Below are 24,045 nucleotides of genomic sequence, written 5' to 3'. Positions count from 1 at the left end.
CCCAGATTTCACAGAGATACCCATGACTGAAAAGAAACCAACCAGAAGTGAGCTGAAACGCCAAGCTATTATTGATGCCGCCAAGCAGGCTTTTCAGGAGCTGGGAGTGCAGGGCACGAGTATGGACGAGCTGGCAGCCCGAGCACAGGTATCAAAACGCACCGTGTACAACCACTTCTCCAGTAAAGAAGCCCTGGTGATGTATTTGATCGGTGAACTCTGGCAGCAGGCCACCCAGCCCTCCGATTGTGACTACTACCCGGATAGTGATATGCAATCACAACTCCGCACACTGTTAGAGCAGGAAATAAAAACGATCTGCAACCCGCAGTATATTGAGCTTAACCGCATGGCCTTCGACTACTTCTTCCACCAGCCGGAAGCACTACAGAAGGAAATGGAAAAATATAAGGCCCATGAAACCGGGGTGCAGCGCTGGATCAAATCTGCCGTAGCTGATGGGCGACTAAAGTCTCTCGACATAGAGGTCGCCAGTGGGCAGATTCACAACCTGATTAAGGGCGGTTGCTACTGGCCTCAGTTACTTCAACTCTCTGGCCCACCGAGCTCCGCCGAGCAAGAGGCACTGGCCGAGCGCACCGCTGCGATGTTTTTAAGTTATTACCAAGCATAGACCTACCATAGTGGCCGAATCCTTCTTGGCCACTCTATCTACATTCATGGCTTCCGACAAATGACCTACTAAATCCCAACGAGAAAAACACCTCTCAGAAATTGAAGCCATAGTCCCATCTGGCTACTGGCTTTTATCACCACTAAATTAACATCCAGAAAACAAACGCAACCAGCTTTTCAAAATTTAATTATTAATATAAATTAATACCCATAACAATTGTTAACAAGAGAAAACCGCCAACATCCTATATGCCTAAATACCCTCGACTGCTTTAAGAGAAGGCCAACCCAAAAAAATACCAGCATGAGAAATCCTAAAGTAGCCTCTACATTTATATTCTTACTCTGTGTAGTAAGCTCTTGTTTACAAGCGGAAGTCATCCCCACAAGTGTTAGAGCAAAAACATCTATATCTAGTGTTGAAGAGGAGCTTAAACAGGAGCTTTCTGAAAAAGGGCTTAAGTATGGCGCCCCTATTTTTATTCGCATATTTAAAAACCCCGGTATCTTAGAGGTCTGGATAGAGTCGGATAATAATTTATATTCTAAGTTTAAAAGCTACGATATTTGCACTTTCTCAGGAGAGCTGGGGCCAAAATTGAGAGAAGGTGATCTACAAAGCCCGGAAGGTTTTTACTTTGTAAATGCTAGCCGGTTAAACCCTTGGAGCCAATATCATCTTTCATTTAATCTAGGGTATCCCAATCAATATGATCGGCACCATGGCAGAACAGGTAGTGCTCTTATGATACATGGAGACTGTGTATCTATTGGCTGCTTTGCAATGACAAATCCATTTATCAATGAAATATATGCACTTACTGCTTCAGCGATAGAATCTGGACAAAGAGTTGTCAGGGTTCACTCCTTCCCATTTCCACTTGAGGATGAGGTCTTATCTCAATACAAAGATAATCAATGGCATTCTTTTTGGCTGAACCTAAAAGAAGGATACGATTACTTCAACAAATATAGGCGCCCTCCCAATGTAGAAGTTGTCGAAGGCCTGTATACCTTTAATGAAAGTTAACATTTAAAGTATCAAAGTTGCCAATTATGGCAATAAACCAACGAGTAGGCAGAAAGCTACTAGCAGCTAAAAAATCACTGCCTGATACTCATCAAATGATTTGATACATAGCGCCCCAAAAACCCCGCAATATAACTATGAGTCATAAAAGTGCATAGTTCTACTCCTATATAGTTAATCGATATTTTCAGTTCAAGATAAAAAAAGGCCCCAAAAGGGGCCTTTTTTATTTTATCGGGAATAAATTACAGTCTTTCCCAGAGTATCTCCCAGTTCCCTCCAACACCTGGCTCGAACTGTATTGCACCTCTTTTTACTTCCTTACAGTAGTGGGAGTAAGCAGAGTCCTTACACTCGTAGACATTACCGTCACGGCCCAGGACTTTGGTGCCTGCAGCATAGTTTCTATGGCCTCTAGGGAAGACATAATCATAATCCTGATCACTCGAGGATTGGTCATCGTCATTGGAGCTATCATCATCTCCGTTCGAAGTATCATCGTCTCCATTAGAAGCGTCATCATCGCCGTTGGAGCTATCGTCGTCGCCGCTCGAGGAGTCATCATCACCATTGGAAGTATCGTCATCCCCATTCGAGGAGTCATCATCACCAGAGGTGTCTTCAACCAGGTAGAAGTTCAGAGTGTTTTGATCAACCATGTTGCCATCGCGGTCTTTTACCACCACTACAACCATATGGTGCCCTGCTACAGTCTCTGAGAGAGTCAAGCTAGTACTGGCAGTATCACCATCATCAATGTTATTGCTATAGCTTGCTAGAGTATCACCGCCATGATTTACCACTGTAACCTCAACGCTGACATCTCCCGTAGCACTGAGAGCCAAGTCTAGAGAAATAGCACCGCCTGTAATTGTGTATTCACTTTCAAGGCCACTTACCGTTACTTCATAGTTGGGCTCTTCTTCGCTCAACTCGTAACCGATCTCGACATTTTCCAGGCCACTGCCATCTTTTAGATAAATGCGGTTGATACCGTACAGAGGCTCAAAGCTGTTATCACCATCGAAATCACCGGCTCGGATATCGGTCTGCTCTGCATTAATCAACTCAGCCAAATCGTGTGACCAGTTTTCAGCGATGCCCTGCTCTTCGGAGGCAATTTCCAAAACAGTGCTGTAAGATGAGTTTTCACCTGAGCCATCAAATACACGGGTATACACTTTATCGCCAACGTTCAAGTCCTGCGTCGGATTGATGGTACCCGCAGCGCTCCACTCGGTATTAGTGACATTATCGCCATCGAACTCCACATCGATAACATTGTAGAAAGCGTTAACCGTATCACCCACATCCCAAACAGCCAGAATTACATGATAGCCCTCGCGATCTGGCACCTGACACTCATGAGTTGTATTTACATTTGGTTGTTCATAATTGCCATCTATCTCACAGAATGGGTCGAGATCAAATTGATCGCGAGTCAAGACTGAATTCGGATTCCAATCTTCTTTAGTAATATAGTATTTCCAATCACGAGTTACATGGTTGGCGGTGAAGTACCATTTGAAGGTTTGCCAACCGGAGCTAATATAATTTTTTACCCAGCGATCAGATGTCTGTTCATTAAGCTCAGACCAGGCACTGCTTCCTCCACTGGCAATTTGCCCATCGGCAGGGCCGCTATCGGGAAAGCCTTCAGGACCTTCAATACTCTGTGGCTCCCACTGAACTGCGCCGCAATTCAAATTCATTTCACCGGTATCTAATGCGTATTTACACAGGGTACCACGCGCAGAAGCTACACCACCGTCAGCGGCCTCAACATAACCATGACTGAAAGCATTAGAACTGGCACCGGCTAATACCACTGCCATTAATGTGCGATTGACTATCGGTTGTTTAAATATGGATGCTAATTTTTTCTTACGTAGAATCATATCTCTGCCCATTTATTACTTTGCGCTCAACTTCCTTCCCCAGCTGAACACAAATTTTTACTTTTAGAGGATGTAAATCCTGCAACGCTAGCGACAGAGTTATGGACCACCACTAATTGGCACGGTTCCTATTATTTTTATAATTTAAACAAACAACTTTCAGCGTGTCACCGAAAGATAAGTCTAATTTTTAATAAATACCATCCCATTAAAAGTTCCATACAAACACAAAAATAAAAACATAAATAACGACAAAATAATTTCTTACAAAATAGAAAAATGACGACCTAAAACAAAAAATAAGACCATAATTTCGGGCAGTTAATGCAACATAATATCAATAAAGGCGACATTTAGTGGTATTTTATTCCAGCAAGGGCAGTCAGGTATAAATCCGAATATACCGTTTGTAAAAATATAAAAACAAAATATGGAAGAACTATGAATTTCACACTTAAGTCCTCCCGAAACTCAATATGAAACCCTAACTAACTCCACCTATCGCTTACCGGCAAAAAAACACGGTGCACCCACGACAAAATAGAAACAGAAAAAACCTAGAAAACAACGGCCAATACCTCCTCTATAAATAATCGGGCAGAGGGCTTCCCAATGAAAATTAAAAATATTAGTTTTTTTAAAGCTTTCACTTTACTAAATTCACGCCGGCCAGATATCCCTGAGCCCACAGAAAATGCCACATTTCGATAACTTACAAATAGTATCCCCGATGAATCAAAACCGATATTTTGGGGCCTCAGAGCAACTCTTTGACCCCGTCAGTTTTAAGATTTAATCATGGAGCTTCTAAAGCCCAAGATTAATATCAGATTTGCGATAAACCACAGGTCTTTAATAATAAAAATACCGCTGGAGCTAAGTTGCCAAGGAGCTACCCAACTACCCGGGTAGGAGTAGAGGAAGGTCTGGGTTGTTATAAATACTGCGGCACAAAGCAATAATCCTGGCCAAAACAGCTGTCGGATATAAATACCCAAGGCGAGGATAGCCAGCGCAATCAAGTCATATATACCGATAAGATTTGAGGCCACCTGCACGCTAAATACACTGTATAACCACGACATCAGTGGCGAAGTGCTTACCAGGCCTTCAATCCCCTCAGCCTCAAGCGCTGTGAATTTCATCCCACCAATCCAGAGTAATACCAAGCCAACAGGGAAATAATTGAGCCATATCAGCTTTAGTGGGCTCAACGAATCCCGATACAACCAGGTAATACCCAAGGTTAACAGGGCAAAGTACTTAATTATCCCCTGTCCTGAGCCAATTGCCGGAAAGCCGCCCAGGGAGTCGATCCAATGGCCGCTGCCAAGAAGACTCAGTGGGGGCACTAGCGATATTAAAATCAGAAGGATTGCCAGGGGCTTAATAACCCGCTCAAAGCGAAAGGCGAGTGCCCCCAAAATAGCGGCGACTGAAAAAATAATGGCGGTCAGTAAACGTATAGAGGAAAGCACTTCCTCATTAGTGACACCGTAGAATTCAAATACGCGCTTGATACCACCCCATTGGCCGGAAAAAAGCGCCACCGCAATAAGCGCAAAGGCGATGGCCACCAGGGCGAAGGGAAGTTTTCGAAGAAGAAAAGACATTTGTTGACGACCTCTTAACAAATTAGAGCTTAGTCACCAGCCTGACCAGAGCCCCTCTCTCCATACAGGTGAAAGGCGGCTCTGGGGTATTGGTTAAATCTATGTCGTCTTGGCCCGGGGAATTATTACACCCCCATAGAGAATCACATTTACTGTTACTCCAGTATCAATGTGCCCCGATACATTTGCATCTGGCAGTTGAACGGGTATTCACCCGGCTCGGCTTTTGGTATTTCCACCAAGGTATCCTGGTTCAGGGCAAGCTGAGCGCTGACTTCTAAGTCTGGAAACAATACCCACTCGGAGCAGGGACTGGGGTCCTCCCGGTGAAAATGCAAAGTCGCTGTGCGACCAGCGGGCAGGCGGATAAGATCCGGTTCGTAAACTCCATCCTTAACCAGAATCTGTAAATTATCCGTGCTCGGCGTCGCCTTACTGGCACTTCTTTTTGGCCCCAACCAAAACCACCAGATAACAGCCAGAATCATCAGCACACCGACGATATTTACGAGAACTTGAGCCATTTAGCGAGCCTCCGATGGTTTAAAGAAGCGCAGGCGGTTGGCATTACTGACCACCGTCAGGGAGGAAAGCGCCATAGCACCACCGGCAACAATGGGGCTCAGTAACATGCCCGTAATCGGGTAGAGGACACCGGCGGCGATGGGAATACCCAGAGTGTTATAAATAAATGCGCCAAACAGGTTTTGCTTTATATTGTGCAAAGTGGCCCGGGACAACTCCACTGCATTGGCAACCCCGTGTAGAGAGGAACGCATTAGGGTGACATCGGCGCTCTCAATAGCAACATCGGTACCGGCACCTATCGCAAAGCCCACATCGGCCCGCGCCAGGGCCGGGGCATCGTTAATCCCGTCACCCACCATACCCACTCGCTCGCCTTTTTTTTGCAATTCAGCGACGATCCCCTCTTTATCTTCCGGCAATAGTTCTGCGTGAACTCGGTCGATGCCCAGTTGCCGGGCAACCGCTTCGGCACTGCCGTGATTGTCCCCGGTAAGCATTTCAATGCGTAAACCCAGTTTGTTCAGTCGCTCGATTGCAGCTTGCGCATCAGCGCGAATCGGATCGGCTACGGCAATAATCCCCCGCAACTTGCCGTCCACGGCGGCGTACATCACCGTGCGCCCCACCTCGGCCAATTTGGCTGCCCGCTCACTCCAGGCATCGAGGGAAACAGCCTCCTTTTGCATTAACTTGGTATTCCCCAACAGCACGCGACTGCCACCGATATCACCACTCACACCGTGAGCTGTGATGGCTTCAAAGTTGGCTGGAGACTGCAATTCAAGGTTTTTATCGTGAGCGGCCGTCACTATGGCTTCGGCCAAGGGGTGCTCTGAGCCCTGCTCCAGGCTCGCCACTAAACGCAGCAGTTCATCGCTGTCGCCATCACTATCAATATCCGTTAGACGCGGAGAACCCTCGGTGAGAGTCCCGGTTTTATCTACAACCAGGACATCCAGGGTGCAGGATTGTTGCAGGGCCTTGCCGTTGCGCACCAGTACACCGTACTCGGCACCTTTGCCCACCCCCACCATAACGGACATGGGAGTCGCCAGACCCAAGGCACAGGGGCAGGCGATAATCAGCACCGAAGTCAGTACCACCAGCATATGGGCAACCCGAGGATCGGGTCCCAAGTTGAACCAAACCAGTGCGGCCACCAGGGCAATAATCATCACCACTGGCACAAAGATGCCGGAAATCTTGTCCGCCAAACGCGCGATAGGTACCCGGGAGCTCTGGGCATTCTTTACCATCTCGATAATCTGCGCGAGACGGGTGTCGGAACCCACTTTATCTGCGCGAAACAACAGGCTGCCATTTTTATTCAGGGTGCCGGCGGCGAGGCTGTCACCCTCCGCCTTTTTCACCGGCACTGGTTCCCCGGTGAGCATGGATTCATCTACCAGGCTGCGCCCTTCAAGCACAGTGCCATCCACCGGAATTTTCTCGCCGGGGCGGACGCGCAGCTGGTCTCCCTGCTGCACCTGCTCGATAGGCAGGTCCACCTCTCGGCCGTCTCTCAATACCCGCGCAGACGTATCCTGGAGTTCCAGCAGCTTCTCCACTGCGGCACTGGTGCGCCCGCGCGCCCGAATCTCCAGTGCCTGGCCGAGGCTGATCAGGCCAATAATCATGGCACTGGCCTCGAAGTACACATGTCGTGCCGCTTCCGGTAAGAGATGGGGGACCAATACCACGATCATAGAGAATAACCAGGCCGTTCCCGTGCCCAGGGCCACCAGCGTATCCATAGTGGCATTATGGTGACGCAGTGCCTTCCAGGCGCCACTGAAGAAATTGCCGCCACAGAAGACCAGCACCGCCAGGGTAATCAGTCCCATAACACCCCAGGCCAGCTGCTCTGCCGGGGTATTCACCGATACTTTGTCGGTGATCAGCCCCCAGGCCATCATTGGCACGCCCACGCCCAGAGCAAATGCCGAGCGCCACAATTGCTGGCGATAGTGCCTCTGTGTCTGCTCCCGCTGTTCCGCGCGCTGCTCTCGTTCACTACTTCGCAGGAGTTCAGCGCCGTAGCCCGCGCCTCGGACGGCTTCGATACAGGATTCAGCCTCTGTCGGGCCGTATACTGACAGGGTTTTATCGGACAGGTTTACCCGGGCATCAGTCACCCCGGCTACGGTCTTAACCGCAGTCTCAATTTTGTTGATACAACCGGCACAATTGACTCCACTCAAACGGAACACCGTTGGCGCAGATTGTTGCTCCTTCGTCATCTTGCTCTCCCGCAACACCAATTACAGCGACAAAGTTACAACCTTACCGCTAGGGGAAGGCAACAGTTGGCAGCGCACCGCCTACCGAAATTTCGCAGTCAATTCATCCTTCAGCTTAGTGGCTGGCACCAGGGGCGGGAAAAGGCTGAGGATTCGCCAATGATCGCGCATGCGATGCGCCGGAATGTTATTATCGCGCCATGACACATCCCCTGCTCCCCGAAAGACCCCTGAGTATCTCTCCTTCTCTGGCTGCCACTGTCGGCCTGGAGGAAGCTGTGCTGCTCACTGCACTTGGCGACCTGGCTCCATTCCTTCCCCTGGAGCCCTACGGAGGCCGGGATTGGTATACCGCCGAGGGGGAGCAGCTATATCTGCTGCTGCCCTTCTGGCAGGCGGCGGATATCCAGCGGGTAGCCACCAGCTTGCGCAACCAGGGTGCCCTTCTGCTGGGGGCGGCACCATTCGGCAGTAGCGAGATTCTGAAGTTCGCCCTGCCCGGTGAGTACAAGCGCCCGGTGGCAACACCCCCTACCCCGTCCAACCGCAATGCCAACACTATTGCCCCCAGTTGGCAGCCGGATAGTGAAACCATGGCACGTATCGCCCAACTGGGTATTCCCGAGCACTTTGTAAGGGAGCAATTGCCGGAGTTTGTCACTTACTGGCGCGAGCGCGCCGAGCCCCGCCACTCCTTTGGCTCCCTGTTCCTGCGCCAGGTTAAAAGCAAATGGGAGGCTTTTCGAGCAACTGCTCAGCGCAAACAGCCTCTGCCCAACGGCTGGCAACCCAGCGATGAGACCCTGCGCAAGCTGGCAGACGAAGGAGTCCCCAGCACTTTTGTCGGCCGCGGCCTACAGCGCTTTCTCGATTACCACCGCTCCAGTGGCAAGCAGTCCATTTCCTGGGATTTGGAATTCAATGACTGGATTATGGAAGACTGGGAAAAGCAGGACACGCCATTTATTGAAAAGCGCAAGCCCACTGCTATGTCCCGCGACTGGCAGCCCAGCGAGCACACCTGGGAGCAGTTGCAGCGCCTGGCCATCAATCCGCGCTTTGCCGCCGAATTGCTACCGGAATTTATTTATAAATGGACCGAGCGCGGTGGCCACAGTGCCCGCTGGGGTGAACTGTTTATCGAGTATGCGCGGGAAGAGTGGGCCTATTACTGCCAGGGTATTGAGAAAAACCCGGTGGCCAAACCTATCTCCCGCAACTGGCAGCCCAGTGGTGACTGCCTGAGTCATTTGATGAACCAATGCGAGATAGATCGCGACTTTGCTCTATCCCTGGTTCCGGAATTTATTATTTACTGGCGCGGTCAAAATGCCGCACGTAAAAGCTGGGACGCCGTATTTGTGCGTCACGCGCGCCACCAGTGGGCGGAGCGCAACAAACTGGCAATAGGAAACTCTTATGGCAATCCACAAGACTCCCACAACAACACCAACCAGCGCACCCGCGACCGGTCAATCGGCGACATACTCACAGACACAAACTGGTAGTGAACAGGGCCAGGAACTGCTGAACGAAAAGAAGCGCGCAATCAATGAAGTATTTGCGCTGTTTAAACTGAATTATCACAATCAGTTCAGCGCAGCGTTTCCAGACACTGAAACCCTTCACCACGCCAAGCGCCTCTGGCTGGAAGCCCTGCTTGCTTTCGCTCCCCAGGATATTATGCAGGGTGCCAAGCGAGCGATCCTGCAAAGCGAGTACCTGCCCACCGTACATAAAATGCTGCAGCTGTGCGCTGCTGGGGAGAATGGTTTACCGGAAGCTCGCGCCGCCTATCGTGAGGCCTGCAATGCCCCAAGCCCCAAAACCAATTACAACTGGAGCCACTTAGCGATCTATCACGCTGGGCGGGAATCCAACTGGTTTTTTCTTGCCAATAACCCCGAGTCTATCGCCTACCCGGTCTTTGCCGAGCACTATCGAAAAATATGTGAGCGAGTCCTGGGGGGAGAAAAACTAACCGCTCCAGAGCAATTAAAGCTGGAGGAAAACCCCGGCTCACCACTTTCCAAGGAAGAAAATTCGAAAAGACTCTCGGAGATGCGAGCAAAGCTTGGCATTTAGAAATTAACAGCCAACTGCTTACTCTGACTTTGAATACAGGGCCTTATACCTAAAGGCCCTCACGCCAATGACTTGTTAAGTAAAAGCCCTGATCTAGCTTTACTGTGCTTGAAATAAAAATAAACAAAGCACAGGACAGATCATGAATAATTTTAAGACCACCTTAAAAACAAGCTTGTTTTCCAGCCTTATATTCACTTTCGCTACAAATACCAGCGCTGACTTTGCCAACAGGAAATATATTGGGGCTACCCTCGGTGAAACCTCTTATCCTCAATTTTGCTCATCTGCAAACCCCCGGATAAAATCACAGATTCCTCAAGGATCTACAGACGGACGCTTTCATTGCAATAGTAGCGGCAGTACGATTAAGCTTTATGGCGGCTTGCGCTGGAACAGATACCTCGCCCTTGAAATCAGCTATCTAAAACCTTCAGCTGCGCAAAGCAGCTTTTATACCAATAATGAAAATGGAGAGTATGCAAAGGCTGCATACCAGGTTAAAACACATTTATTGACCGCCTTTTTATTGGGGTTTTATCCTATTAACTCCAACATAAATATGTTTGCCAGAGTCGGGGGCGGAGCTTGGAGAGGGAAATTATCAGAGCAACAATCCGCTCAATTTTATCTCCCCCAGCAATTATCCAATGGACAATTCACAACACAACTTCAGACGCTCGATAAAGACAAGTCCCAAAACCACAAAGGCCCTCACTGGGGAATTGGGGTCGGGATGAATTATGCCTATAGGAATCATTGGGTTTGGAGACTGGAGTGGGAAAAACTGGAGCCCGCTGGAGTAGACTTCAATGCAGAAACACTATCACTGGGTTTAGGGCGGCTTTTTTGAATTTTGTTAATTGACACCTATAACTTTATATAAATTAAATAGAGTTCCCCCGAACTATTACTGGGAACTCTACCTTTAGGCGCCAAATTCAGTTAATAGAGTAGAACCTGCCTTCGACCAATCTAAAAGACGTTACTATTTTGGTGGTTGCCTTAATCAAATTTCACTCTAAAATCAGCTTCAGCGGTCCCCCATATAAGCCAAACAAGGTCAAGCCATGAACCGCTTTAGCCCCCTATTCATTGTTTTTCTACTTTCCTTTCCCGCCCTTACTTGCGCCGATTTCTACTCACACAAATATGCTGGTATCTCTTTTGGTAACCAGCATGCCAATAACTTGTGTAGCGAAGCAGAGAAGCGAGTTCAACAAATTAGCGCCAGCTTAGATCAAGTGGATCTCAATCGGTGTGATGATAAAAATAACGCCTGGAAACTATTTGCAGGAATTCGATGGACACCTTACCTGGCAATTGAAGCCAGCTATCAAAATTTCAATAAGTACCAGCTGGATACCCATATCTCATATGGGGATGGTGAATATTTAAACTATTTCTCTGATTTTGATAGCCAGCTTTTCAATATATTTTCCCTGGCGCATCTTCCCCTAGGAGAGTCATTTAGCTTATTCGGGAAACTTGGCACCGGCATCTGGTACGCGGAAACCAATGAGATTCAGAAGGGTGAAGTTTTTATCCTATACCAGCTTGAAAATGGCAGTTTAATAGAACAATTAACTCCTGTCAGAGGTGAATTAACCGATAGCAGCAATGGATTCCACTGGGCATATGGTGCTGGTGTTAACTATAGCTACAGGGGCAAGTGGAGCCTACGGATAGAGTGGGAACAGTTTTCAAAAATTGGGGGCGATACGTTTCTGGATGAAATAGATAGTGAAACTATCACCATGGGGTGGAGTATGCATTTTTAATGATAAAACCCTGTTAAATACTGATAGAACTCCTCTCCATAAACCGCCATTAACTAATACATTCCAAAATGAACAACAAAAAGAATAAAATACTGAATGAAAAAGATCTGGAGGAATACCAAGAAGACTATCGAGCGAAAATAGATTATAAAAACACGCTAAAAGAAACCAAAAAAACTCATTCAATTATATACATTACAATAGTTTCTATACTATTAATTTATTCAATCTTCGTTTCGAGAAGCTCTAGGCAGCCAGACAATTTTCAATGGACCATTCTTATAGTGTTTGTGCTGTTAATATTCGGAACAAAAAAACAGCTAGAGCAAGAAAAACTTGAAAACCCACCTATTTGCACCGACTGTAAGAAAAACATGGAGCCCTATGAGTTTCGATCTAAAAGTAAATCACTAGATATTAATGGTATCGCCTACCTATGTAGGGACTGTAAGTCGAAAATAATTGATACTGAGCCATCACATTCTGGCTAATTCACATAGCCAAATGGCCTATCTTTCCGATCCAATTAGATATCTATAAAATCAATAGTCAAGCTTCACAAGATTAGACGAAACAGTATCAATAAGTATTATGTCAAGATTTCTCAAGGCTTCAGCCCTACTGTTTTTTCTCTTTATTCTTTGGATTATCTATCTAGCCAATACCGGATCGAGTAGTATATTTTTTGACCTTGTCCGTGCTATCCCCTATGGCGATAAACTAGGCCATATCGCCTTGTTTGGTACTTTTGGTCTTATCCTGATAACTGCCACCCGCGCCACTTATTTTAAGCTCGGCTTTATTAGAGTTTACTATGGTGCTATCGCAGTGCTTGGCTTTGCCCTGATTGAAGAGATAAGCCAGGCATTTGTTCGCTCAAGGACTTTTGACTTACTTGATCTTGCCGCCGATATCGTTGGAGTGATACTTGCGAGCTCTCTGGTTTACCTGGTTCAGAGAGCCCGCAATATTAACAATTTAAGCCAGCCTGAAAACCCCGATACCGCTAGTGAGACAACAGACGATTGATCTCTCTCCAATCAACCAATTTAAAATTCTGGGCTGCGCTGGGCATTCGGTTGCGCCCATCCTGGACAACTAACAAACCTTGCGGATATTCCGCACCCAAAGCTGAACTGGTAACGGCCAAACCATCGGTCTCCGAACTGCCATCCACACCTAGCTGGGGATTCATACCAACCCGAAAATGGGTAATAAATTCATTCCCACTACGGCTGAATAGTGCATAGCTATCATTACCTTGACTGGATATCACTAGATAGCCCTTATCGCCATCCTGATAAAGTGCCAATCCCTCTATATCTGCCACCAGCTTTTCACCATCCACTTCTGCCACCAACTCTGGAGAGGCCTCTGATAAGGACTTTAGGTCCAGCCGCCAAATCCCCCGGTCTTCCTCAGCAAAAAACAGGGTTCCGAACTGGTCATCCACAACACAGCCTTCAACCTGTCCATAGTCATCAAACTGGATACCCTGCTCAATCTCAAACTCATTGGAGGACTCAGAGACATTGATTTTGAGCTGATGCAAGCTGGCCTCCTTGTCAGAAACCCAGGCATAAAGTCCACTATCGTCCTGTTGCAGGCACAAGCCATAGGGATCACGAAGCCCTATACCCCGGTATCCAAGATACCCCACCTCGCCCGTTGTACTAATAGTAAATAGATCCAAACCGGGGTTAGTACGATTAGAGGCAACGGCAATCGCATCAATATTAGGGTGGGAAATTTTACGGATATCAACATTATTAACCCTGCCTACCGGAAAGTGCTGTTTTAAGCCGCCTGATAGATGATAGATATTGAGCCCCTTTTTTTTATCTGTAGCAAAAATCAGGCTGTTTGCCGGCGAATGAGAGTTCACCCAAATGGCGGGATCATCGGCAGCATCCCCATAAGAGTGAACGGGGTCAGTTTGTCCCCTGGCGGCAACAGTGGGAACAATCTCAAGCGGACTATCTGTTACGCTGGTCAGCTTGGTATTTATCGGGAAATAGGTTATTTCACTCTGATTATCATTTAACACGGCCAACCTATCACCAAAAACTGCTATAGAGGCAGGACTTTCTGCAGGCAATGTCCAAGAGTGGTCGGGCATACCACTTCCTGACAAGTCGAAAGCCTGTACTCCCTGTTCCACAGCAATCCAGATTTGGTCCTGCTGATAATCCAGTTGCAAGCTGCCGAAATAATCACCGAGCTGTTCCGCCGAGATTAAAAGCTCACGCTCCTCATCTCGCTCTGCATCGGCATTCAATGCCAATATCCCAACAGGTGGCTGTGATACCAATAATCGTCCCCGACGGTTATCCACGCTACACCTATTAACTTCCTCCCCTAAATATATTGGGCGGATCCCGGTAAAGTCCCAGTGCCCACCGCTGGGAGAAAGCAGGTACTCAACTCCCAACCCATCCTCTTCAATGACAAACAGGTGGTCTCTTCCTTCTTGTAGTGAAAAACAGAGTGCGCTCACAGGCTTGACACTCTCAAGCTTTCCTAAAAGTTGAAGCTGCAAATCATCATTTAGATCAGTAAATAATTGATATAGCTGTAATTGCGCTTCCTGCTCTTCGTAAGCGGCCACCAGGTAGCTACCATCTTCCCTTGGCTGAATGGCAAGTGCCTCTACTCTGCCATCCTTTTGAACTTGTATTTCTGCGGACTCATCTACAAGCACTAGCCCCTTATCTTTACTGGATAGCAACAAGTATTGTTGCTTAGGGAAACTGACCATCTGAATCTGTTCAGCTATCAGCCCCTTTAAAGAGATGATCTTTTGTGAAGATAATCTTTGACTATCCTTTTCAAGATCACATCCGAGTAATATAAGGCAGGACAAAACACCCACTATTGAAAAACGCATAATAAAACCTGCTTAGGACTTACCGGTAACTGACAGAAAATATTATTTTTACAAAAACAAAGCCCCCACAATATTGCAGGGGCTTTATCAGGGTAAAAAATTGCACTAATCCAAAAATTCCAGTGTAAATTCTAGAAAGTGCTATAGCTCAGCCCAATCGCATAGGTCGGACCGTATTCTTCGTACTGACCATTAAACCCAGACATGTGAACATAGTAAGGTTCATCCGTGAGGTTAACCCCAGTAAAAGTAAGTTGAAGGCCATTATCAAAGCGGTAGCGGGCCGACAAATCCAATTGCAAATGGTCTTCTTCGTAGCGGTCATTAGCCTCATTTTCAAGATCTACTTCCAGCAGGCGTTCACTGCGAAAAGCTGCTGACAGACGCATACTAAAGGCATCGCGCTCATAGCCTACAGTAAAGTTGCCGACAAAATCCGCCTGGGAAGGCATAGATATTTTGTCACTGCGATCACTGCTATTGAGACCCAGATCAGCTTCTGAATCGGTAAATGTTGCATTGGCCCTGAGTAAGAACCCATTTTCAAAACCTTGAGTCCAGGCCAGTTCGGCACCACTGATACGGGCGTTGTCTCCGTTAATCGGTTGCCATACTTCAGCATCATCAACCGCTAAATCACCTACAAAACGGGTAAAATCGGTATTACTGGTAACCTCAGACATAACAATAAAGTTATCGATACTCTTATGGAAAAGTCCCACAGAGAACATACCCAGGTCGTCCGCATAGTATTCGGCAGACAGGTCGATATTGCGGGATTCATAGGGGTCTAACTCTGGATTTCCAGATTCAACCTCCAGTTCCCCATCATCGTATTCAATTTTGGCCGGAGAGGGGTTCAAATAGCCAAATGATGGACGCGATAAGGACTCCGAATAAGCTGCACGGAGAACAACATTATCGTTGTAATCAAACTTGTAATTAATACTGGGGAAGAAATTGTCGTAGTCCCGCTCGTAGTTAACCTCAGTGGCATAAACCCCTTCTGAAATTAAATCGGCACCCGGCAGGGGCTCTTCCGACTCTGCCACATTCACTCCTTCAGCAGTAAATTCGGTGCGCTCATAGCGAACCCCAAAAACCAGCTGGGAGCGATCCAACTCAATAGAATTCATCACATACAAGGCCGTGATGTCTTCATTCATTGCGTAGTCACGGGTGGATGCCAAAGCGGTCTCCGTCTCATCTATGTCAAAATCACTGAGGTTAGCATTGATAAAACTATTCAGGCTTCCAACATTGACGCCAGGTCCAAATGCATCCAAACCATAATCGATACTATTGTGAGAAAAGTCCGCCAGAGTGTAATCCCCATCAAACCCTTCATATACAGTCGCATTTAAGTCACCAGCCTTTTCTCGCTGACGCTCATGTAATCCGAATTTAACTACTGAAGGATTGCCAGCCCAATCAATTTCTCTACTGAGATCAATACGGAAGCTGATTTCTTCATCTTCAGTAAAGTTATCTTCAATGACCAACTCATCGAGTTGATAACTGGCCGGGTCCAATACTGCTTCAACATCCTCACTTCCCACCGCCATACGGGGAGTATCACCAGCTTCAACATACCCCAAACGCAGGGAGTCCAAGACAAAATCGGTATCGCGTCGATTGGGTTCAGATTCCTCTGCGTGGGAATATCCCAAGGCATAGGACAATCCCCATTGCTCAAAAATATGCTCGCCACCAAATACCGCAGAAATAATTTCCTGTTCTTCCAGGCGGTCCTTCAGGGACTTCTCCAACGCGGCCTCTTCCCATTCTGCCGAGTTGGCCGAAATAGTCTCCGGCTCATCGCGCTCATCATCGAGCTTCCAGGAATTGCGCTGGCGGATTTCCTGATCAGAAAAATCTGAGTACAAGCTGTGGAGATAGATGCTTGAGTCACTGCCCAGTTCCAGGTCGAAGTTGGCAGCAAGACCTGTGCGCTCCCGGGTAATACTGTAATCGCGATGTTCTATTTCGGTCGCGCCCTTAGCTACAGAGCCATCTTCAGCGGTCAGTTCTTCCCAGCTACCGTCAGTCTCAATATTATCTGAGCCAAAATCCCGCTCCTGATGACTTAGCGCCAAGGCCACCCCGAGACGGCGCTCTCCATCAAATTCAAAAATATTGGTCATGGTCGCAGCCACTTTGGGGCTGTACTCTTCCTGAAGCTCGCTGTAACTATTCTCTACGCTGAACTTGTAGCGATTGCTGTCATAATCCAGGGCATTCAGACTGTTGATCTCAATAGCACCACCAATAGAGTCTGCGCTCATATCCGGCGTAAGAGTTTTAAATACCTCCAAACTCGCCAATAAGTCCGATGGAATAACATCCAGGGCTACCGCCCGGGAGTTAGTTTCCGGTGCCGGCAAGCTCACACCATTAATTGTCGCCGCATTCAAATTTGGGTCTATACCCCGCACACCAACGAAACGCCCCTCACCCTGATCTCTCGCAATAAATACACCGGGCATCCGCTGTAGCGCTTCTGTGACATTGGCATCGGGGAGTTCACCAATCGCATCAGAAGTTTGCACCGCTACGACCTTATTGGCGTCCCGCTGTCGATCCAAGTCGCTGCGCGCATTACTTGCCTGGGCGGTAACCGTCACAGTTTCCATTACCTGCTCATTTTCTGCGACAGCATTTGCACTAATGATGGCAGTCGCCAGAGCCGCCAATGGCATTCCCAGTAACCGCAAGCCTGAAGTTCTGTATTTCATTGCGTCCCACTCCCACATTACCGGTGGTTATTTGAATTGGACGCAGACTAGAAGGCCGCTATGAACTTTACGTGACATTTTTTTTAAGCTTGTCATCACATAGTCAATTAGTACTGCGACGATAGATGTAAGCCCTGCTATTTACACAGATATCAATCGCCTTAAAAAGAACCATCAAGGCAATTAACAGTAAAAAGCGTCATATACTGAAGCCAAATATGGAGCAGTCATGAACGAAAGCCCCAAAAACCCAGCACGCAGATCTCTATTTAAAGTCCTGGGTGGTATAACCGCCACCGGTGCTGTAAGCAGCTTACTACCCGGCTGTAGTGAAAGTGAAAAGCCCACACACAACTCCCTCACCTTTAAAGAAATTCCCCATGGCCTGGATTACCAACACCATCTACCAGAGGGTTATAAATCCACGGTTCTATTGAGGTGGGGAGATCCCTTAAATAGAGAGGGAACACCTTTTCAGCCTGAAGAACTTAGCGCCAGCGGCCAGGAACAGCGATTCGGTTACAACAACGATTTTATTGCTTTTATGCCCTTGGCAGTGGGGACCAGTTCTACCCAGGGGTACCTGCATATACAAAGCAAAAATAGTGATCGCGGGCTTTTATGTGTCAACCACGAATACACCCAGCCCCATCTAATGTTCCCCGGTTATAACGACGAATACAGTGCCACCCGAGGAGTGAGTGCCGAGCACGTGGCCATTGAACAGGCCGCCTGCGGACACTCCATCGTGGAAATTCGAAGAAGTAAACAGGGCTGGAAAGTAGTGGCTGACAGTCCCTATAACCGGCGGATAACTTCTACGACGCCAATGAAAATCACTGGCCCGGCCGCAGGCGACGAACGTTTGAAGACCCGCCAAGACCCCAGTGGAACCCAGGTCCTCGGCACCATAGGCAACTGTGCAGGAGGGAAAACTCCATGGGGAACTGTATTAATTGCCGAAGAGGGGTTTGGCGGCGCTTTTCAGGGAGACCCAAAAAAGCTCGAAGATTCCCGGGAGATCGAAAACCATCAACTTTTTGGTATAAAACCAGAAAATCGCAACTGGGGTGACCACGACCGTCGATTTGATATTCAGGTAGAACCCAAAGAGCCCAACCGATTCGGCTGGATGGTGGAGTTTGACCCCTATAACCCCCAATCAAAACCGCGCAAGCTGACCAGTTTGGGGCGTTTTGAGCACGAAGGCTTTACCCTGGTCTGTAAACCGGGACAACCGATCGTTGCTTACGGCGGCGATGATGATGAACATCAATTTGTCTATCGCTATGTATCCCAAGATAACTATCAGCCCGAAGATCCCGATACAAACCGAAAGCTACTCGTTAATGGCACGCTCTATGCCGCGCGATTTGCCGACGATGGCAGTGGCGAATGGCTCCCGCTGATATATGGCCAGGGCCCACTGACCGCAGAGAATGGTTTTCGCAATCAAGCAGATGTAATGATTGATGCGCGCCGCGCAGCCGCGCTACTGGGAGCCACGCCGATGGATCGGCCGGAGGACGTGGAGACTAACCCCCACAATGATTGCACCTATGTAATGCTGACCAAAAACAAGAAGCGCAGCGATACCGATGCCGCCAACCCCCGCGCCCGCAATACTGCCGGCCATGTATTGGAAATAGCGCCCCCCGGGGAGAAGGGAGACCGCGACCACACCAGCGCCCAATTTCAGTGGCAGCAATTTCTACTTGGTGGAAACCCCAATGCTGAAGACCCTGCTGAAAGGGGCGCCTATGGACAACAGTCCCCTTACGATATCTCTGAGCACGGCTGGTTTGCCAATCCCGATAACGTCGCTTTCGATCCCAGGGGCAATATGTGGATTGCTACCGATGGCTGTGAGCGCTTTGGCTTCCACGATGGACTTTGGGCAATGGCTACTGAGGGGCCTTTGCGGGCGGCACCCAAGCATTTTTTTGGCTGCCCGCAAGGGGCTGAAGTATGCGGGCCGGAATTTACTCCCGATGGAAAAACCCTGTTTATTGCCGTGCAACACCCGGCCGATTCGCGCAACTCCACTTATGACCAACCCCTGCACCGCTGGCCAGATAATAATCCCCTGTTACCACCTCGGCCATCAGTACTGGCCATTTACCGTGAGGACGACCAAATAGTCGGTAGCTAGGCAATGGATATGACAAACCAGGGACCCTGCTAAAATTTTAATCTAAAGCAGTTTTTGGCCTCTCACCCCGCCTATAGGCAGGTTGTCGGAGGCTTATAAGCCGAGGTCCCTATGATATCGAGGTGTGCAACCCTTATACGCCGCCTTACCGCTGTGCTGGCAATCGCCAGTTTTATCCTTGCGGCCACACCGGGAACTGCCCAGGTACCAGAAAATCCTGTAAATCTCCGCGGCAGCGGCGCCAGTTTCCCCTACCCAATCTATGTGGAGTGGTTTCGGCAGTTTACCCATCGGGAAAACAACATATTTATTTTCTACGAGATGAGCAGTAGCGGTGACGGCATCAGGGACTTCCTCGGTCATACAGTTGATTTTGCCGCCTCAGATGCCGCTATTGAGATCGATGAGTTACGCAACCTGAAAGGCGGTGGCGTGGTACTACCGGTTACTGCTGGGGAAGTGGTACTGGTATTTAACCTCCCAGGAATCGACAAGCTAAAACTGTCCAGGGAAGCATATGTGGGGATTTTCCTGGGAGAGATCACCCACTGGGATGATCCCAAGATCGCGGCCGCAAACCCCGATATCAAGTTGCCCAGAGATGAGATTACCGTTGTCACCCGCTCTGAAAGCTCGGGGACCTCATATATCTTTTCTGGGCATATGAGTAGCGTGAGCCCAAAATTCCGCGAAAAAATTGGTTTGGACAGAACACCCAGTTGGCCAAAGCTGCCCAGATTTAAAAGAGCGCCGGGCAATCAAGGCGTAGCCGCTAAAGTAAGAAAGAAAGTTGGGGCCATTGGCTATGTCGAGCACGGGTTTGCCCAACTGGTAAACCTGCCCGTGGCTTTACTGGAAAACCGAGCGGGCAATTATATTGCTGCCGGCCCCAAGAGCGGAGCAGAGGCACTATCGGAGGTTGAGTTTCCAAAAGCATCACTGCCAATTAGTGGTGCTCCCAACCTAATCGCCTGGATTTGGGACCCCAAGGGAGAAACCGCCTATCCCATTACCAGTTTTTCCTGGCTGTTGCTCTACGCAGACCAGGATGATCAAAAAGCACAAGCATTGCGGCAAATGCTAGTCTTTATGTTGAGCAACGCATCCCAAAGCCAGGCCGGAAGCTTGGGCCTGGTGCCCCTTCCGGAGAATATACGTCAAAAAGTACTCAATGCAGTTACCTACGTACGCTAATTTACGTAGCTTCAGCGCACTCCACAATACGATTACGTCCAGCGCGTTTGGCCTGATACAACGCAGAGTCTGCCCGTCGCATTAGCTCCAGGATATCTTCTCGCCCCTGCAGGCGGGCGATGCCAATACTTGCGGTAAACTGGGCTTGCCCAACTGCACTTTTAATCACGATTTTAGCGATATCCCGGTGTATACGATTGGCAACCTTCATAGCTCCTTCGACATTGGAGCTGAGTACTAGCGCGAATTCCTCACCACCAATACGCCCGAAGATATCCACATCCCGCACGTGTTGAGAAATTACTCGAGCAGTCGCACAGAGTGCCTGATCGCCGATTAAGTGGCCATGAATATCATTAACAGATTTAAAATTGTCGATATCCAGCATTAATACACACAGTGGCATTTGGTTATTAATTGCCACAGCCACCAGATTACTGGCCTCTTCGAAAAAGCAGCGGCGATTAAAAATACCTGTTAGCGGGTCTGTGCGCGCCTCCTCTTCAGCCTTGGCTTTAGCGTACTCCAATTCCTGTGTGCGAAGTTTTACCTGTTGCTCCAGCTCGGTTCTCGAGGCTTCCAGGTGTAGTAGATACCTTTTTTCTGCAGTCTCTTTTTGTTGCCGTAAACGTTTTACCAGTAATCCGATAGCTATCATTATTGCCAACATCTCAACAAAAGAGGCAACTGGGGGCCAATAATAATTAATTGGATTGTGCACCACATAACCGAGATCCCTCATCGCCTGCACCAAAAGCCCCAACACCAAAACGCTCCAGGCTAAAGCAAAAACGGCCGCAGAAGTATCCCCCTGTCGCCAACGCACCAATGCGACAACAACAACACCAGGATAGAAAAACAGAGCAAGCACCATGGAAATGTGCGCCAGAGCTTCCCACTGCAGAACAACGCAAATAACCAGGAATAAACCATTGAGTAAAATTAATTTTAAAAAATAATCCAGTCTTGGGGTGTACTTTTTCGTTTCAAGAAAGTATCGGGCAAAAAGAATTCCGGTCAGAATCGCCACAGCACTACTAATCGATTGATAGCGCCAATCAAATTGTTCTTGGAGCAAATATTGATGGGTATATCCCAGTAAAGATCCCCACACCCAAATTTTCGTTACGGAATATAACGAGTATAGATATAGGATATTCTTACGCGCAGTAATAGCACCAATCAGCGCAAGAATGGCCATCAAAAAATAACCACCAAAAAGAAATGACGTTAAAATGGCCTCAGCCTTACTCCTCTCTTCAAGTTGTTCAGGTCGCCAAACACGCATACTGGGAAAAGCAACACCCAAAACTCCAACATCAAATTTAACCATCATTTCCTTTGATGCGAAGGGGGGGATTTTAAGTGGGAACGCAAAACGATGATGCTTGATTTCTCGACTGGAAAAAGGCTGGTTCGCAGACAGACTTGCCAGCTCAGTGTAAGGCTGACTGCCGCCCTGAACCCTAGAAAAGGCCGTCAGCCCATCGAGCTGGTTATCCACATATTCAATTGAGACATAAACTGTTTCACTACTGGAGTTTTTTAATATGAAGTGAGACCAGAAGGCTCCGGATTTAAGTCCGGTAGATCCGGCAGTTCCCAGGGGAAGAAAAAGTTTATTTTTGTAAGATTTTTCAGCTTCAACAATGTTTCCAAACCCCGATGGATCATGCCAAATTGCATTTAGGCCACTCGGTTTACTTCCTCCCTCCAACGAGGTGACATCCACAACCGTATGGGGGTAGCTGGGCATAGAAAGAAGTATGACAAACATCAGCACTGCACAACAAACCAAACGGTAGTGCCATTTAGGGCCACCCTTTTGAGTCCACAGTTCAAATTCACCAATTGTTTTTTTCATTCTTACTATGTAGATGTGCAACAATTTCCGTCTTCATAAAGATCAAATCAGCCATAATGGATACTGACTTCCAAAGTAAATTGATGATGCTTGTTGTATTTCAGAGAAATAGCTTCCATACAAGAAAGTCATCAATTCATACTTACATAAAATAGCTATGTATGAATTCTACAAGCCTGCACCTGTACAAAAAACACACTAGCAAGGGCTTTAAATTATCAGGTACAACTTTTTTCTACTCCCCCCTATTTGGCATTTTCACTCTTCATTTATCAAGCGCTTAAGTAATGTGTTTTATGCCTTTTAGCTTGAAATAAGGGTACACAGGCTGTTACGCCGTCTTACACCTTGGGACTAATCCTTAAAATCAAGTATTAATTAGGAGAGACAAAGAATACAAAATCTTAAATGCGCCAAAGAGAAAATTCCTGTTAACGATTACATTTGACTACCCACATCAAATTTAAATATTGTCTCTAAAACGCTAAATTTAGAAATTGTTGCTGATCCGGGGATCTCATCGTTGTTTACCAATCAGTACATATAGAAAATATGCCACTCTTAGATATTAAGGAGCCTCTAAAGAACAGCTGAATACAATTGGGCTTATCTCACAATACAAGCATTGAACCCTCCCTTAGACCAAACAATGAACTACTAGTCATTCCTGAAGTAGGTTTCTGATATAAGGAGCCCGGTGAAGTTCCGTGCAACTGGAGAGCTATCAAATAGCTAGCCTTACCAAACTAGACGCCACGATGTCGTCTACAATATCTAGGACCATCGCTTGATCTTCTTCCTGAGTAGAGCAGTTACTCCCCCTCTAGTATTTAGCGGCGGGTTGCTTATCAGTCAGCATGCTCCCAGGGTCTAAAAGTTGTTGCTCTACTACTTATGTCAAAGCCTCTTAAAACGTATTGGAGATACTTATGTTTAATAATGTTGGCTGGATTGTGGAAGCGAAAATAAAGAACGGACAGGAGCAGGCCTTTAAGTCAATTGTTGATGAAATGGTAGAGATAATCTCGCAGCAAGAAACGGGGACACTGAATTATCAGTACTATATTTCTGATAGTGGAGAAATTATTGTATACGAGCATTTCAAGGATGTAAGTGCCGCGCATAAACATGTGGACACCTGGGAGAATTATTCAGAGCGCTGGCTCAAGACGGCAGAACCCACTCGCGTCATCTATTTAGGCGATCTTCCCAAGGATCTTCAGGCACGCCATGCAGGCCTACCCCCCCAGCAGTATCACACCTATGCAGGATTCGAACGCAGTCATTAATAAACTGGATATAAAAATTATACTAATTCTTATGATGATAGTATTGTAATTAGGAGAGCAAATTTTAATTCTTTGCTTTCCAAACGGTTAATTCTAGCAATAAATTATAAATA

General features: G+C 47.5%; 17 protein-coding genes. 10 read left to right on the top strand and 7 right to left on the bottom strand.

The window, feature by feature from the left end; all coding sequences use genetic code 11:
- The first annotated feature begins 22 nt into the window (after positions 1-22).
- The gene (locus ACJJI6_RS19740; protein ID WP_475711837.1) at positions 23-634 is read left to right on the top strand and encodes a TetR/AcrR family transcriptional regulator; all 612 of its coding nucleotides are present in this window, start codon (positions 23-25) and stop codon (positions 632-634) included.
- A gap of 306 nt (positions 635-940) precedes the next feature.
- Positions 941-1,666, top strand: coding sequence for a L,D-transpeptidase family protein (locus tag ACJJI6_RS19735; protein ID WP_475711836.1), 726 nt, complete (start codon positions 941-943; stop codon positions 1,664-1,666).
- Positions 1,667-1,911: 245 nt separating this feature from the next.
- On the opposite strand, the gene gbpA is transcribed toward ACJJI6_RS19735, so the two are convergent.
- The 4 genes from gbpA to ACJJI6_RS19715 form a co-directional block, all read right to left on the bottom strand.
- The gene (gene gbpA, locus ACJJI6_RS19730; RefSeq protein ID WP_475711835.1) at positions 1,912-3,564 is read right to left on the bottom strand and encodes an N-acetylglucosamine-binding protein GbpA; all 1,653 of its coding nucleotides are present in this window, start codon (positions 3,562-3,564) and stop codon (positions 1,912-1,914) included.
- Between the two features lie 785 nt (positions 3,565-4,349).
- Positions 4,350-5,177, bottom strand: coding sequence for a DUF417 family protein (locus ACJJI6_RS19725; RefSeq protein WP_475711834.1), 828 nt, complete (start codon positions 5,175-5,177; stop codon positions 4,350-4,352).
- Positions 5,178-5,332: 155 nt separating this feature from the next.
- Entirely contained in the window at positions 5,333-5,701 is a 369-nt protein-coding gene (locus ACJJI6_RS19720; protein WP_475711833.1) for a cupredoxin domain-containing protein, read from the bottom strand.
- Entirely contained in the window at positions 5,702-7,945 is a 2,244-nt protein-coding gene (locus ACJJI6_RS19715) for a heavy metal translocating P-type ATPase (protein ID WP_475711832.1), read from the bottom strand. It lies immediately after the preceding gene.
- A gap of 200 nt (positions 7,946-8,145) precedes the next feature.
- On the opposite strand from ACJJI6_RS19715, the gene ACJJI6_RS19710 reads away from it, so the two are divergent.
- From ACJJI6_RS19710 to ACJJI6_RS19690, 5 genes are all read left to right on the top strand, one after another.
- Positions 8,146-9,453 (top strand): DnaT-like ssDNA-binding domain-containing protein, encoded by a 1,308-nt coding sequence (locus ACJJI6_RS19710; RefSeq protein WP_108734619.1) that lies wholly within the window; start codon positions 8,146-8,148, stop codon positions 9,451-9,453.
- Positions 9,365-10,030, top strand: coding sequence for a replication protein P (locus ACJJI6_RS19705; protein ID WP_108734620.1), 666 nt, complete (start codon positions 9,365-9,367; stop codon positions 10,028-10,030). The genes ACJJI6_RS19710 and ACJJI6_RS19705 overlap by 89 nt, the downstream gene beginning before the upstream one ends.
- A gap of 142 nt (positions 10,031-10,172) precedes the next feature.
- On the top strand, positions 10,173-10,883 hold the full coding sequence (locus ACJJI6_RS19700; RefSeq protein WP_475711831.1) for an outer membrane beta-barrel protein: 711 nt from the start codon (positions 10,173-10,175) through the stop codon (positions 10,881-10,883).
- A 217-nt stretch (positions 10,884-11,100) separates the two neighbouring features.
- The gene (locus tag ACJJI6_RS19695; protein ID WP_475711830.1) at positions 11,101-11,811 is read left to right on the top strand and encodes an outer membrane beta-barrel protein; all 711 of its coding nucleotides are present in this window, start codon (positions 11,101-11,103) and stop codon (positions 11,809-11,811) included.
- 591 nt (positions 11,812-12,402) lie between these two features.
- Complete coding sequence (locus tag ACJJI6_RS19690; protein ID WP_475711829.1) at positions 12,403-12,840, top strand: VanZ family protein; 438 nt, start codon at positions 12,403-12,405, stop codon at positions 12,838-12,840.
- Here the strand turns inward: ACJJI6_RS19690 and ACJJI6_RS19685 are convergent.
- Together ACJJI6_RS19685 and ACJJI6_RS19680 are read right to left on the bottom strand one after the other, a co-directional pair.
- Complete coding sequence (locus ACJJI6_RS19685; RefSeq protein WP_475711828.1) at positions 12,818-14,698, bottom strand: phytase; 1,881 nt, start codon at positions 14,696-14,698, stop codon at positions 12,818-12,820. The genes ACJJI6_RS19690 and ACJJI6_RS19685 overlap by 23 nt on opposite strands.
- 131 nt (positions 14,699-14,829) lie before the next feature.
- A complete protein-coding gene (locus tag ACJJI6_RS19680) occupies positions 14,830-17,433 on the bottom strand; it encodes a TonB-dependent receptor (protein WP_475711827.1) in 2,604 nt (867 codons plus the stop codon).
- 229 nt (positions 17,434-17,662) lie between these two features.
- Between ACJJI6_RS19680 and ACJJI6_RS19675 the strand changes: the two genes are divergently transcribed.
- Positions 17,663-19,585 carry a PhoX family protein gene (locus ACJJI6_RS19675; protein WP_475711826.1) on the top strand — a complete coding sequence of 641 codons (1,923 nt, stop codon included), beginning with the start codon at positions 17,663-17,665 and terminating at the stop codon, positions 19,583-19,585.
- A gap of 111 nt (positions 19,586-19,696) precedes the next feature.
- Positions 19,697-20,779 carry a phosphate ABC transporter substrate-binding protein PstS gene (gene pstS, locus ACJJI6_RS19670; RefSeq protein ID WP_475711825.1) on the top strand — a complete coding sequence of 361 codons (1,083 nt, stop codon included), beginning with the start codon at positions 19,697-19,699 and terminating at the stop codon, positions 20,777-20,779.
- A 1-nt stretch (position 20,780) separates the two neighbouring features.
- On the opposite strand, the gene ACJJI6_RS19665 is transcribed toward pstS, so the two are convergent.
- A complete protein-coding gene (locus ACJJI6_RS19665; protein ID WP_475711824.1) occupies positions 20,781-22,643 on the bottom strand; it encodes a sensor domain-containing diguanylate cyclase in 1,863 nt (620 codons plus the stop codon).
- A gap of 929 nt (positions 22,644-23,572) precedes the next feature.
- On the opposite strand from ACJJI6_RS19665, the gene ACJJI6_RS19660 reads away from it, so the two are divergent.
- On the top strand, positions 23,573-23,932 hold the full coding sequence (locus ACJJI6_RS19660; RefSeq protein ID WP_475711823.1) for a putative quinol monooxygenase: 360 nt from the start codon (positions 23,573-23,575) through the stop codon (positions 23,930-23,932).
- Positions 23,933-24,045 lie beyond the last annotated feature (113 nt).

Source organism: Microbulbifer maximicatervae (SeqCode), from assembly GCF_056232625.1.
This window is presented reverse-complemented; position numbering and strand designations above follow the sequence as displayed.